Origin of the sequence: Streptomyces sp. NPDC057253 (assembly GCF_042669125.1) — a bacterium.
GTDB lineage: Bacteria > Actinomycetota > Actinomycetes > Streptomycetales > Streptomycetaceae > Streptomyces.
This window is the reverse complement of the sequence record NZ_JBHUXV010000187.1, coordinates 1-13,239: the sequence shown is the minus strand read 5'-3', so window position 1 is coordinate 13,239 and position 13,239 is coordinate 1. Positions and strand designations below refer to the sequence as shown.

Sequence of the window (13,239 nt, the reverse complement as noted above, 5' to 3'; positions counted from 1 at the left end):
TTTGGGTCTGCTTAACCCGGGGTTGGGAAACGTGTGCTAAAACGACTGACGTCGACTTCATCCCCTTGGCGGGCGGGCCCCCGGTTACACAAACCCGGGCCCCCGGCCGGTTCTCGTCGGTGCGGGCCCCTTCCCGCCGACTCGGTCCCCCGTACGGGTGATCGGGTGTTCGAGCGGTCAACTCGGCTTGATGCGGGTCTCACCAGGAGGAACGCCAGGTTGACGGGACCGATGTGACAGCGGACGGTGTTCGATCGGTTGCAGAGCGCGAGGGGCGCTTCCACGGTGGGTTCAAGATCCTCGTGCATCGAAAGGAACACCCCCATGCGTGGTCTGTCCGTCCGGCGTATCGCCTCCTCCGCCCTCTGCGGCGCCCTGTTGCTGGGGCTCGCCGGGCCGGCCGCGGTGGCGGCCGAGACGCAGTCGGCACGCGAGAGCGTCCGGTCCGCCTCCCGCGCCCCCGTCCCCGGCGCCGACGGGCTGCTCGCCCAGGTCCAGATCCTGGGCGACCTCGGCGGCGTGCTCACCCCGGTCACCGATCTGCTGAACGCCGTACTGAAGGCGGACGACGGTCAGCTCTCGGCCGAGGAGGCGACCAGGCTCGGTGACGCCGTGAAGGCCGCGATCGACAAGGTCGGCGCGGCGGCCCCGGCTGCTCCGGCGGTCCCGGCCGTACCGGAGGCGCCCGCTGTACCGGCTGTACCGGAGGTGCCCGCTGTACCGGCCGTACCGGCGAGGCCGGCTCTGCCGCAGACGACGAGCTCGCTGCCGACCGGCTCGCTCCCCGCGGTCCCGGCGGCCCCCGCGCTCCCCTCGCTCGCCAAGAGCGGTGACGACTCCAAGGCCGGGGTGTCCGCGAAGCTCCCGGCCGACCTCGTCGCCGACGCGCTCGCCGGCCTCCGCAAGGCGGTCGACACGCTGCTCGCGGCCGCCACCTCCGGCGACGTGACGCAGGTCGTCCCGGCCGTCACCGGTGTGCTGACCGCCCTGGTCAACGTCCTCGCTGCCACGCTGCTGAGCGGGAAGCTGCCGCTGCCCGACCTGCCGGGGCTGCCGGCCCTGCCGAGCGCGCCGAGCCTGCCCACGCTGCCGACGAGCACCCTGCCGACCAGCACGCTGCCGACGCCGTAGGGCGGCTTTTTCATGAAAGCCCAATTACTGCGCGCGGGGTTTCCCCCTCGGTGCGGAGATCGTTGGGCACGGTGTCCGCATTCGCCCCGGTGACGTGAGTCGCCGAACGGAAGGAAACCGATGAAGTCCCTGAAGGCTGCCGCTGTAGTTGCCGGTTCCCTGGCCCTCGCGGGTGCCGCCGCGCCCGCGTTCGCCTACAACACCGCCGACGTCACGCCCACCAGCCTCAACGGCGCTGTGAACACGCTCACCAGCGGCCGGCTCGAGCCCGCCGACGTGGCACCGCTCCAGCACCAGTCGGACGCGCTCGACACCGAGAACAAGGACTCCGTGCTCAACACCGTCAAGGGCGCGACCACCACGCTGAACTCGGGCGGTCTGCTCGGCGGACTTCCGCTCCAGCACTGAGGTTTCCTCCACGCCGTCAGGGCCGGTGCCCACCGCAAGGGGCCGGTCCTGTCAGCCCGTTCGAGGCGCTTCCCTCGATCGTGTGGAGCGGGCGCGGGCGCTCCCCCGGTCGGGTGAGAAGGCGGCCGGAGGCCGGGCGACGCGTCGATAAGGTCGCGCGGTGACCTCAACCTCAAGCGAAACCCGCCCCTTCAACGCCCCCGACCTGGGCACGCTCGTCGTGATGGCCTGGAGCGGCGAAGCCCCCGACGGCGACATGCCCTACCTCCTCGCCTACTCCCTCGGGGACGGCGCGACCGGCCCGGAGGGCTCGACGGCCGCCGTGGAGGCACTGCTGGAGAACAACGGCCTGCCGGTCGGCGGCGACCTGGTCGACGGCAAGGCGCGGCCCAGCCTCCCGGTCAGCCTGCTCGTCGAGTCCGGCACCGCCGTCGTGACCATGCCGGGCTTCAGCGCCCAGTGCGTCCCGCCGCCGGAGTGGCTCGCGGCCGTCGAGGAACGCGGCTTCTGCTACTTCGTGTTCACCACCCGCCCCTGGCCTGAGGCCGAGCCCGGCAAGCCCGTCGACCCCGAGGCCCTGGCCGCCTTCGCGGGCGCCGAGCAGACCCTGAACGAGGCCGCACACATCGTGCTGGCACCCCGCACCCTGCGCGGCTGATGGAGCGGACCGCGGGCGGCGGCCGCGGGGAACGGGCCTCGGGCGGCGGTCGTGGGGAATGGACCCCGGGCGGCGGTCGTGGCGAACGGACCCCCGGCGATGGCCGTGGGGAACGGATCGCGGGCAGTGGCCGTGGGTTCGCCGTGCTGCTGGTGATCACGGGGGCCGCCGGGCTGCTGGCCGCCTGGGTGATCACCCTCGACAAGTTCAAGCTGCTGGAGGACCCGGACTTCACGCCGGGGTGCAGTCTGAACCCGGTGGTCTCCTGCGGCAGCGTCATGAAGAGCGACCAGGCCTCGGCCTTCGGGTTCCCCAACCCGATGCTGGGCCTGGTCGCCTACGCCGTGGTGATCTGCGTCGGCGTGAGCCTGCTGGCCGGCGCCCGCTTCCCCCGCTGGTACTGGCTGACCTTCGACGCCGGCTGTCTGTTCGGCGTCGGGTTCGTCTCGTGGCTCCAGTTCGAGTCGCTGTACCGGATCAACGCCCTGTGCCTGTGGTGCTGTCTGGCGTGGGTCGCCACGATCGTCCTGTTCTGGTACGTGACGTCGTTCGCCGTACGGCACCGATTCCTGCCCGCGCCGGGCGGGTTGAGGACCTTCTTCGACGAATTCACCTGGGTGCCACCGGTGTTGCACCTCGGAATCGTCGGAATGCTGATCCTGACGCGCTGGTGGGACTTCTGGACGAGCTGATTGGCGTACGTCCGATTACTGCGGCAGTCGGGGGAATCTTGTGCTGGTCCGCGGCCCGGAATCGTTACGGAGTACGGACATTGAGCTTCCCGACTCCGGACCCCGATTCCCGAAAGGCACCGTACCTGAGATGAAGTCGACCACCCGAGGAACCATTGCCGCCGTCATCACGGGCGTCGCGGCCGCGGTGGGCGCCGCGACCCCCGCCGCCGCGGTGGACACGGTTCCGGTCCCCGTGCCGCTGGAGGGCGTCGAGAACTCCCTCGGCATGCAGCTGCCCAAGCTCGGCGCGGAGCTTCCGCTGCTGACGCCGGGCGCGCCCGAGGGCCCGCAGTACGTCGAGGGCCGGCTCATCCCGGAGCGGGTGCTGCCGCAGGTGCCGATCGGCGGCGCGCTGCCCGGCGCGGGCCTGCGCACCCCGCTGCCGCACCTCCTCGGCGACGACTTCGACCACGTCGGCGTCGACGCCCCCGCGTCCGACCTGCGCACCCTCGCCCCCGGCCTGAGCGTGGACGCCCCGCTCACCGCCCCCAACCCCGACAACTACGGCCTGCCGGACGTCAAGCTGCCTCAGGTGGGCGTCCTCGCCCCCGTCCTCCAGACGGTCCCGGGCGCCGACCTGGTGACGGGGCCGGGCCTGTAGGACCGAGCAGCCGTCTGACGGGCCCGGGCGCGCCGCCCGGGCCCTTCGGTTTTCCCCCTGTCCAACAGCCTTTCCCCGCCCCCGTTCACCTTCCCGGGCCCCTCGACGGTGACCGAGAAGGGGGTCGGGCGGTTACCGGTACGGACAACCCGAACCGGAGGAGCAGCGATGGTCGTGAGTGTCGAAGTGACGGCGGTGGGGACGGCGGGGAGTCGCAGCCGACATGACCGCGGCGGACCCACCCGGGTGAGCCGGCGGGGCGTACTGCTGGGGCTGTTCGGACCGGTGGCCGTGGCCGCCGCGTTCGTCCCGGTCGCCGCCGCCACGCGTTCGCTGCGCGCGGCCGAACCGCCCGCGGACATCGTCTTCGACGAGACCTACCGCGGCCGCCGCATCCGGGGCATCAGGACCTCCGCCACCAGCGCGGGCCGGGTCTTCGACGACACCCAGTGGCACGTCACCGTCGACGGCCGGCCCCTGCACCTGATGCGCCGCGCCGACGGCACCTGGCTGAGCATGGTCGACCACTACCGGTCGTACGAGACACCGCTCGAAGCCACCCGCGCCGCCGTCGACGAGCTCGGGCCCGGGCGGCAACTGCGCGAAGGAACACAGCCACACATGGGGGGAGACCATGGCGTACACGCGTAAGGACGTCAGCACACTGACCGCCACGGAGAAGCGGCGGTTCGTGAAGGCGATGCTGGAGGTGAAACGGCGCGGTGAGTACGACGAGTTCGTGCGCACCCACATCGAGTACTACAACTCCGACGGCGAGGACGGTCTTCGTACGGCCCACATGGCGCCCTCCTTCCTGCCCTGGCACCGGCGCTTCCTGCTGGACCTGGAGCGGGCGCTGCGGCGCGTCGACTCGTCGGTGACGGTGCCGTACTGGGACTGGACCCGTGACCGTACGGCGACCTCGGCGCCCTGGACCAAGGACCTGCTCGGCGGCAACGGCCGGCGCTCGGACCGGCAGGTGATGACCGGGCCGTTCGCCTACGCGACCGGCAACTGGACCCTCAAGGAGGGTGTGAGCGACGGGGAGTTCCTCACCCGCGACCTCGGCCGCTCCGCCAACCCGATCGCGCTGCCGACGAAGAGCGAGCTGGAGGGGGCGCTCGCCGATCCGGTCTACGACGTCTCGCCCTGGGACTCCACGGTGACCAGGGGGTTCCGCAACAAGCTGGAGGGCTGGGGGAGCGGGCGGGGCAGTGTCGCCTGGCGCAACCACAACCGGGTGCACCGCTGGGTCGGCGGGGCCATGGTCGGCGGCGCGTCCGTCAACGACCCCGTCTTCTGGATGCACCACGCCTTCATCGACCTGTGCTGGTACCGCTGGCAGCGCCGGCACGCGGGCGCCCGCTACCAGCCGGCCAGGCCGCCGGGGCCGGCGAACGCCCAGTACCGGCGGATCGTGGCCCGGGGCGAGAAGCTGCCGCCGTGGGATGTGACGCCGGATCAGCTGGAGGACGTGAGCGGGATCTATCGGTACGCCTGAGCCGTCTTCGTGCGGGGGCTCTTTGCGCGGGGCTCCTTGTGCGGGGGCTCCTCGTGCCAGGGCTCCTTTGCGGGGCTCTTTGCGTGAGGGCGGGCATGGGAAGAGCCCCGGCGCTCGAGGTGCCGGGGCTCTGTGCCGGGTACGGACGATCAGCCGCCGTAGCCGTAGCCGCCGTGTCCACCGGGGCCGGGGTTGCCCTTGTGGCCGCCGTCGTTGACGCAGCTGTTGCCGAAGGCCGGGTTGAGCAGGCCGATCACGTCGACGGTGTTCCCGCACAGGTTGACCGGGATGTTGACCGGGACCTGGACGACGTTGCCCGACAGGACGCCGGGCGAACCGACGGCCTCGCCGTTGGCGCCCGCGTCCGCCAGCGCCATGCCGGCGCCGCCGATGACCACGGCGCCGGTGCCGAGGGCGACACCCGCTGCCTTCGCGATGCGAGACATCACGTACTCCTTCTGACTCGTTGGGTGCGACGACAGGACGCGCCGTCGCACTCCCCCTTCAACGCGGCCACTCACTCCTGGTAACGGCGTTCATGTGGGGATCACCCTTTTTGAACAGCGGGGCCCGGTTCCGCTCTCGCGTGCGAGGGAAATTCGCTCGGAGCGGTGGGGGTCGCCCCACTAGCCTCCGGACATGGCTACCGAAACCGAACCGGTCGACCAAGTGATCCGTCTGTTCGCCGAGGAGAGCCGCGTGCGGGCCTTCGCCGCGGTCGCGCTGGGCGCCGGCACCCCCGCGGCGGTCGCCCGCACGGCGGGTCTGTCGGCTCGGGAGACGGCCGTGGCGCTGCATCGGCTGGGCGAGCAGGGCGTGGTGGTCGAGGAGGCGGACGGGGCGCTGGGGGTGGCGTACGGCCTCTTCAGGGACCACGCGCGGGAGGCCGCGCGGCGGGAGCGGTCCGCGGCGGATTCGGATTCGGGGGCGGCTCCGGGTCTGGGTCGGGGTCCGGGTCCGGGTCTGGGTCCGGGGCCGGGTCCGGAAGAGCCGGTGCTGTTGCGGACCTTCGTCCGGGGTGGGCGGCTGGTCCGGCTGCCGGCCCGGTGGAGCCGGAAGAAGCTGGTGCTGCGGCACATCGCGGAGCAGACCTTCGAGCCGGGGGTCGAGTACCCGGAGCGGGTCGTCGACGAGAAGCTGCGGGCCTGGTGCGAGGACAGCGACGACATCGACCATGTGACGCTCCGGCGCTATCTGGTGGACCTGCACCATCTGCGGCGGAGCGAGGGGATCTATCGCAGGCCCGCTGAGGGTGAAGCGGGTTCAGGGGAGTCGTCGTACGGGTGAACCCGCCAGGTACGCCTCGATGTTCTCGACCGCCTGGCCGTAGTACGTCGTGTAGTTGGCCTGCGAGACATAGCCGAGGTGCGGGGTGGCGAGCAGGCGGGGGGCCGTGCGCAGGGGGTGGTCGGCGGGGAGGGGCTCGGTGTCGAAGACGTCGACGGCCGCCCCGGCGATCCGGCCCTCGTGCAGGGCGGCCAGGAGCGCGTCCTGGTCGACGATCGCCGCGCGCGAGGTGTTGATCAGGTGGGCGGTGGGCTTGAGGAGGGCGAGTTCGGCGGGGCCGAGCAGGCCTCGCGTGCGGTCGCCGAGGGCGAGGTGCACGGAGACGAAGTCGCTGCCGGCGAGGAGGTCCTGGAGGGACGGGGCGAGTGCCACGCCCACCTCGTCCGCGCGTTCCTTGGTGAGGTTCTGGCTCCAGGCGCTGACCTCCATGCCGAAGGCGAGCCCGACCTGGGCGACACGGCTGCCGATCTTTCCGAGACCGAGCAGTCCGAGCCGGCGGCCGTGCAGGTCGGCGCCGACGGTGGACTGCCAGGGGCCTTGCGTCCGCAGGGCGTTGCTCTCCTCGACGATCCCGCGCGCGAGGCCGAGGAGCAGGGCCCAGGTCAGCTCGACGGGCGGGGTCGAGGAGCTGGCCGTACCGCAGACGGTGACGCCGTGCGCCTCGGCGGCCTCGTAGTCGATGACGGTGTTGCGCATGCCGGAGGCGATGAGCAGCTTCAGCCGGGGCAGGCGGGCGAGGAGCGTGGCGGGGAAGGGGACGCGCTCGCGCAGGGTGACCACGATGTCGGCGTCGGCGAGAGCGGCGGCCAGGGCGTCCTCGTCGGCGAAGTGGCGGTCGTGGGAGACGACTTCGACCCGGTCCGCGAGCGACGACCAGTCGGCGAACCGGGTCGCCACCCGCTGGAAGTCGTCGAGCACGGCACAGCGCAGACGCATGTCGGTCCTTCCCCGTCGTGAGGTCCCCTCGAGGTGATCGACTCTACGCCGGGGCACTGACAGCCGCGGTCGTGCATGACCTTGCTCGCCGGGCGGACTGGTCCATGACCGAAGCGCTTGGCCACATACCGCAGAGGGGGCTGGACATGAAAGGACCCTCTGCCCAAACTGCCTGGTCAGAAGGTGTGTGCGCCCCCGGCGGGGCAGCGACAGCATCTGTACGGGCCGGGAGCCGCCGTGAGCTGGTGCTTTCCGGCACGGTGGCGGTGCCGCGGGTGCGTCGGCGTAGGGGTGGTTCCCGGTGAGCGCCCTGAACGAAACGCCGCGCGGTAAGTTTCCGGGTAACCATGACGCTCCTCCGAGCGGCGCTGATACGGGCGTCGGCTTTGAGGTGTGGGTGCGGCGTGGGTGTGCGTTGGTGGTGGCGTCGGTGGCTGGGTACGCCTCGTATGTGCATCAGCGGGAGTTCGCCTTGCAGGGTGGGGCGGATGTGGTGAGCGCGACGCTGTGGCCGTTGTCGGTGGACGGCTTGTTGCTGCTCGCGACGGTAGGGCTGCTTAACTCGCCCCGGAATGCGGGGCGTCGGGCACGGGCTTTGGTGTGGCTGGCGTTCCTCCTCGGGATCGCGGTGTCGTTGGCGGCGAATGTCGCCGCCGCTCCCGCGCTTGCATGGCGGCCGATATTGGTGGCGGGCTGGCCTCCGGTCGCCCTGTTGCTGTCGGTGGAGCTACTTGCCCACCGCCCGGCCGGGTGGGAGCGCAGCAAGAGCCCAGATGATCCGTCCGAACTTGGTGACGAGACTCGGCGAGACGGCGGCCCACAGCGGGATCGAGAGGCGAGGGGAGCGGGCCGTTGTGGGCTGGACTCGGTGGAGCGAGACGAGACCGAGACTGCGCGGCGAGAGACGGGACGCGGCAGTCGAGAGTCGGCAGAGGTTGGCGAGCGAGACACGAAGCAGGCTCCACCCCATTCGGCCGATCAGTCTCGGCCGAATGGGGTGACGGCGGAGGAAGTGATGTGGGAGCACTTCCAGCGGCAGCTGGCTGCCGGCGTGGTGCCCAGTGGGGCTGAGCTGGACCGGGTCGCGGGTACGAACAATTACGGTCGGGCGGTGCTGGCCCGCTGGCGTCGGGTGGGCCGAATCCCAGACGCGGTGGACCGGGCGCCCGCGAATGGCAGCCCTGGTCTCCCATGAGAACCATCCGGGGTTCCATGGTGGGTCGAGTCCGGCGGTGGCTGGTGCTGGTCCGGCAGGGTGAAGTGCGCCTGGTGGCTCTTGGTCTGCGGCCGGAGCGGTCCCCTCGATGACATCGTGCTACCTGCCGCGAGCAGGCACTGATGCCGTGGCCGTAGCTGTCTCCGGTGAGCCGGATATTACATATAAGTGCAGTGCGGATGGTACTTGTTCGTTGCTGTGTGCCTGTTGAAACCCGGTGCCTGCGTCGAGGGCCGGCAATCAGCGGAGATTCCCTCTGTGCCCCAGGGTTGTTCAACTGGTGCCACATCGCAGTTGAACAACGGAAGTGCTGATCGCCGACGATTGATCAGCCATGTGGGCCTGGTTGATAGTGATTCGGGGCTGGCCGGTGGCTGCCCGATTTCACTCACCCCAGAAGGGACGGCGTGGTGACTAATCCGTTCGATGACCCCGATGCCAACTACCGGGTCCTGGTCAACGACGAGGGGCAGCACTCGCTCTGGCCCGTCTTCGTCGATGTACCCGATGGCTGGAAGATCGTGTTCGGAGAGGCCGGACGACAGGACTGCCTCGACTACATCGAGAAGTCCTGGACCGACATGCGGCCCAAGAGCCTGATCGAAGCCATGGGAAAGTAAGGCTTCGCTTGCCTCGGCCGGCCCTGTTTCGGTCGGCCGAGGCAACGATGACCCCTGTGGCGTGATTCCAGGCCGCCGTGGGCGGGTCCCGAAATGCCAGCAACCGAGGCGCAGTTTTAAGTCAGGGAAGTTGGGCGTAATTCGACCTGCCTGGACGGCGGCCCACCCCGGCTTTCCGGTAGGCGAGTTGGAAACTTTGGGGTGGATGGGAATGGCTGTTTACAAAGGTGAGACCCAGAACTTGATGGCCGGCCAGCTCGGTATCTGGCAGGCACAGCAACTCGCACCTGAGAGCCCGGTCTACAACATCGCCGAATACCTGGAGATATTCGGTGCACTGAACGTCGAACTCTTTGTGGAGTCCCTGCGGCGCACCGTGGGCGAAGCGGATGGTCTCCGTCTGCGCTTCCACCTGGATGACGGCATCCCGAAGCAGTACGTCGCCGACTCGCGGGATTATCCGATCCATGTCCTCGATGTCAGCTCCGAGCCTGATCCGCGAGCGGCCGCCGAGTCCTGGATGCGCGACGACTTCCACACGGCATCCACTCTCACCGATGGCTACCTGTTCGCCTTTGCCGTCTTCAAGCTCGCTGAGGACCGCTTCTTCTGGTACGTGCGCTACCACCACCTGATCGCGGATGGCGGAGCCGCCAGGATACTTGCGAACCGGGTAGCCGATATCTACGCGGCGCTTTTTGCCGGCGCGGAGAGCGATGCCGGTGCCCTGGATTCGTTGTCCGTGCTGCTGGAGTCGGATGCCGCTTATAGGGACTCGGCAGAGTTCGGTCATGACCGAGAGTACTGGCTCGGAGTTCTGGCAGACCTGTCCGAACAATCCGGATCGGGCGGACGCGGAGTGCGCCGGCTCTCGGATAGAGTGCTACAGCACAAGGGCGCCATCGACGCCGATGAGTCCACCGAACTCAGGGCAGCGGCCCGGAAACTGAGGACCAACCTCGCCGGACTGATGATCGCTGCCGCCGCGATATATCGACACCGTGTCGCCGGCGAGCGGGACGTCACCATCGGCCTTCCAGTCAGTGGCCGAGCAGGGCGTCAGGAGCTCGGGGTTCCTGGCATGACCTCCAACAACATCCCGATTCGGCTCCAGATCGCTCGGGAGACGTCCATTGCGGATCTCGTACGGCAGACCAACAAGTCAGTCCGTGAGGGGCTGCGGCGCCAGCGCTACCGCTACGAGGACACTCTTAGGGACCTGAAGCTTGTTCACGGCGACTCGCTGTGCAGTCTGCACATCAATGTCATGCCTTTCGATTACCCGGAGGCATTCGGCGACTGCGCCATCGTCTCCCACATCCTCGGCACCGGGCCGACAGACAATACGCGGATCGATGTCTACGACAGGCCCGGCGAACCGAGTATTCAGCTCTGGGTCAATGCGAACAGTGACATCCACGACGCGGAGTCGACGCAGGAAACATCCAAACGCTTTCTGAGCATCGTGAAATGGCTGGTGACAGCCTCACCTGCAGACACCGTCGGCCATGCGAACCTGTTGGACGAAGTCGAGTGCCATCGCGTTCTCACGGCGTGGAACGACACGGCAGTCGACGTCGCGGAGACCACGATCCCCGAGGTGTTCTCTGGCTGGGTGGCGCGGACGCCGGACGCGGTGGCGGTGGAGTCCGATGGAATTCAGCTGTCGTACGCGGATCTGGACATGCGGGCGAATCGGCTGGCAAACCATCTTTCCACCCTGGGAGTGGGACCGGAGTCGGTGGTCGCCGTGGCGTTGGAGCGCGGTGTCGAGCTCATCGTGGCGCTGCTTGCGGTCTGGAAGGCAGGGGCGGCGTACCTGCCGATCGACCCTGGGTATCCGGCGGAGCGGATCGCGGCCATGCTGGCTGACAGCCGGGCAATGGTGCTGCTGAGCGAGGAGGACATGCTCGACGATCTTCCGCTCAGGCGTGTCCTCGCGGTCGCTGTGGATTCTGCCGAGGTGCGGGCGGCGCTGGAGGTTGCGCCTGCAACAACGCCCGAAACCGGTCTGGTCTCCAGCGGGTTGGCGTACGTGATCTACACCTCCGGTTCTACGGGGACACCGAAGGCCGTGATGCTGACGCATGCCGGTGCGGTGAATCTCGTGGCGGCGCAGGCTGAGCCATGCGCGCTGGACCAGGGCAGCAAGGTGCTCCAGTTCGCATCGGCGAGCTTCGATGCGGCCACCTGGGAGCTGCTGATGGCTCTGTGCTCGGGCGCGCGCCTGATCGTGGCACCGGCTGAGGAACTGCGGCCCGGCGGTGAACTGGCGGACGTCGTCGCCCGGCACGGCGTCACACATGTGCTGCTTCCGCCTACCGCGTTGGGGGTACTGAGCTCGGATGACCTGACAACCGTGTCCACTCTCCTGTCCGGCGGAGAGGCACTCAGCGGGGAATTGGTGGCGCGTTGGGCGCCGGGCCGACGCTTGATCAATGCCTATGGACCGACCGAAGTCACCGTGTGCTCGACGATGGCCGGCCCGCTGGAGCCGGGCGACGAGCCGACCATCGGTACGCCCAATGCCAACACACGGGCCTATGTGCTGGACGAGTCGCTGGGTCCGGTTCCGGAGGGAGTGATCGGCGAGCTGTACATCGCGGGTGCCGGAGTGGCTCGGGGATATCTGGGCCGCCCGGGGCTGAGCGCGCGGAAGTTCGTTGCCGATCCGTTTGCGGCGGACGGATCGCGGATGTATCAGACGGGCGACCTGGTCAGGTGGACCGCGAGCGGTCAGTTGGCGTTCGCGGGCAGGGTGGATGACCAGGTGAAGGTCCGTGGTTATCGGATCGAGCTGGGTGAGGTTCAGGCCGTTGTAGCCGCCCACCCGGAGGTTGCCCATGCCGTGGTGATCGTTCGTGAGGACACCCCTGGCGACAAGCGTCTGGTGGCATACGTGGTTGCCGTCGGGGCCAGTCGAGGCAGGAGTATGCCCGGCTCAGGGGGACACGAAATCCCCGGTGTTATCCGTAGCTTTGCGGCCGAACGGCTGCCCGGTTACATGGTGCCGTCCGCGGTCGTCATGCTTGATGCCTTTCCGCTGACCGTCAGCGGAAAGGTCGACCGCAAGGCTCTCCCCGTACCCGAGTACACCAGCGGCGAACGCAGAGTCCCCACCACGGTGCGAGAAGAAATCCTGTGCTCTGCATTCGCCGAGATCCTCGGTGTGGAGAGCGTGGGGGTCGATGACAACTTCTTCCATCTCGGCGGGCATTCGCTGCTGGCCACCCGCCTTGTGAGCCGTATTCGGGCCCTGCTGGGCATCGAGGTGCAGATCGCCGATGTGTTCGAGGCCCCGACGGTCGCGGAACTTGCCGTGCTCTTGGCCGGTTCGGACCCGACCCGTCCCCCGCTGGTCAAGGTTGAACGCCCGGACCGGATACCACTGTCCTTTGCTCAGCGTCGGCTGTGGTTCATCGGACAGCTCAACGGCCCGAGTTCGACCTACAACGCGCCGCTTGTCCTGGGGCTCACCGGACGGCTGGATCGCGAGGCACTCCAGGCTGCGCTAGGCGATGTGTTCGAACGTCACGAGGCGCTGCGCACCGTGTTCCCGGTCGAAGACGGAGAGCCCTATCAGAGGGTCCTCGGCACCGACGAACTGTCATGGGACCTTCCGGTGATTGAGGTCACCAAGGAGGACGAGACATACGAGCGACTCCAGGCCCTGGAGGACCTGCCGACCCTGACGGAGCAGCAGGCCGCCGACGGCCCGATGGAGCTGGCCACTGAAGTCGTCCGTGTGGCTGGTTATGCGTTCGACTTGTCGGTTGAGGTGCCGGTGCGGGCCTGGTTGTTCGCGGTGGGTGCGGATGAGCATGTGTTGGTGCTTGTGGTGCATCACATTGCGGGTGATGGCTGGTCGATGGGTCCGTTGGCGCGGGATTTGTCGGTGGCGTATGGGGCGCGGTGTGCGGGTGGGGTTCCGGGGTGGGAGCCGTTGCCGGTGCAGTACGCGGATTATGCGTTGTGGCAGCGGGAGCTGTTGGGTGCGGAGGGTGATGCCGAGAGTTTGATGTCGCGTCAGGTGGCTTATTGGCGTGGTGTGTTGGCGGGTGTTCCGGAGGAGTTGGGCCTGCCGTTTGATCGTGCGCGTCCTGCGGTGGCGAGTCATCGTGGGCACAGTGCGGGGTTTGTGGTGCCG

13 protein-coding genes are annotated in these 13,239 nt (G+C 68.8%); 11 read left to right on the top strand and 2 right to left on the bottom strand.

Annotated features, from left to right (window positions below; translation table 11 throughout):
* Positions 1-324: 324 nt before the first annotated feature.
* The 7 genes from ACFULQ_RS45795 (at position 325) to ACFULQ_RS45765 (ending at position 5,033) form a co-directional block, all read left to right on the top strand.
* Positions 325-1,131: a hypothetical protein gene (locus tag ACFULQ_RS45795; RefSeq protein ID WP_383556796.1), complete on the top strand. Its 807-nt coding sequence runs from the start codon at positions 325-327 to the stop codon at positions 1,129-1,131.
* A 120-nt stretch (positions 1,132-1,251) separates the two neighbouring features.
* A complete protein-coding gene (locus tag ACFULQ_RS45790) occupies positions 1,252-1,539 on the top strand; it encodes a hypothetical protein (protein WP_383556795.1) in 288 nt (95 codons plus the stop codon).
* 160 nt (positions 1,540-1,699) lie between these two features.
* The gene (locus tag ACFULQ_RS45785) at positions 1,700-2,197 is read left to right on the top strand and encodes a DUF5949 family protein (protein WP_383556792.1); all 498 of its coding nucleotides are present in this window, start codon (positions 1,700-1,702) and stop codon (positions 2,195-2,197) included.
* Complete coding sequence (locus ACFULQ_RS45780) at positions 2,197-2,889, top strand: vitamin K epoxide reductase family protein (protein WP_383556789.1); 693 nt, start codon at positions 2,197-2,199, stop codon at positions 2,887-2,889. The genes ACFULQ_RS45785 and ACFULQ_RS45780 overlap by 1 nt, the downstream gene beginning before the upstream one ends.
* A gap of 130 nt (positions 2,890-3,019) precedes the next feature.
* The gene (locus tag ACFULQ_RS45775; RefSeq protein WP_383556787.1) at positions 3,020-3,532 is read left to right on the top strand and encodes a hypothetical protein; all 513 of its coding nucleotides are present in this window, start codon (positions 3,020-3,022) and stop codon (positions 3,530-3,532) included.
* A 168-nt stretch (positions 3,533-3,700) separates the two neighbouring features.
* Positions 3,701-4,183, top strand: a complete 483-nt coding sequence (locus ACFULQ_RS45770; protein ID WP_383556785.1) for a tyrosinase family oxidase copper chaperone — start codon at positions 3,701-3,703, stop codon at positions 4,181-4,183.
* Positions 4,167-5,033, top strand: coding sequence for a tyrosinase family protein (locus tag ACFULQ_RS45765; protein ID WP_383556782.1), 867 nt, complete (start codon positions 4,167-4,169; stop codon positions 5,031-5,033). Before ACFULQ_RS45770 ends, ACFULQ_RS45765 begins: the two co-directional genes overlap by 17 nt.
* A gap of 149 nt (positions 5,034-5,182) precedes the next feature.
* On the opposite strand, the gene ACFULQ_RS45760 is transcribed toward ACFULQ_RS45765, so the two are convergent.
* On the bottom strand, positions 5,183-5,479 hold the full coding sequence (locus ACFULQ_RS45760; RefSeq protein ID WP_383556780.1) for a chaplin: 297 nt from the start codon (positions 5,477-5,479) through the stop codon (positions 5,183-5,185).
* A gap of 193 nt (positions 5,480-5,672) precedes the next feature.
* Between ACFULQ_RS45760 and ACFULQ_RS45755 the strand changes: the two genes are divergently transcribed.
* Positions 5,673-6,320 carry a DUF2087 domain-containing protein gene (locus ACFULQ_RS45755; protein ID WP_383556778.1) on the top strand — a complete coding sequence of 216 codons (648 nt, stop codon included), beginning with the start codon at positions 5,673-5,675 and terminating at the stop codon, positions 6,318-6,320.
* On the opposite strand, the gene ACFULQ_RS45750 is transcribed toward ACFULQ_RS45755, so the two are convergent.
* Positions 6,297-7,256 (bottom strand): D-2-hydroxyacid dehydrogenase family protein, encoded by a 960-nt coding sequence (locus tag ACFULQ_RS45750; protein WP_383556775.1) that lies wholly within the window; start codon positions 7,254-7,256, stop codon positions 6,297-6,299. The two genes, ACFULQ_RS45755 and ACFULQ_RS45750, sit on opposite strands and share 24 nt — an antisense overlap.
* Positions 7,257-7,557: 301 nt before the next feature.
* Between ACFULQ_RS45750 and ACFULQ_RS45745 the strand changes: the two genes are divergently transcribed.
* From ACFULQ_RS45745 to ACFULQ_RS45735, 3 genes are all read left to right on the top strand, one after another.
* On the top strand, positions 7,558-8,451 hold the full coding sequence (locus ACFULQ_RS45745) for a DUF2637 domain-containing protein (RefSeq protein ID WP_383556772.1): 894 nt from the start codon (positions 7,558-7,560) through the stop codon (positions 8,449-8,451).
* Positions 8,452-8,882: 431 nt separating this feature from the next.
* Positions 8,883-9,092 carry an MbtH family protein gene (locus tag ACFULQ_RS45740; RefSeq protein ID WP_383556770.1) on the top strand — a complete coding sequence of 70 codons (210 nt, stop codon included), beginning with the start codon at positions 8,883-8,885 and terminating at the stop codon, positions 9,090-9,092.
* 211 nt (positions 9,093-9,303) lie between these two features.
* Positions 9,304-13,239 (top strand): amino acid adenylation domain-containing protein (locus ACFULQ_RS45735; protein ID WP_383556767.1); only part of this gene is annotated, 3,936 nt, incomplete at its 3' end.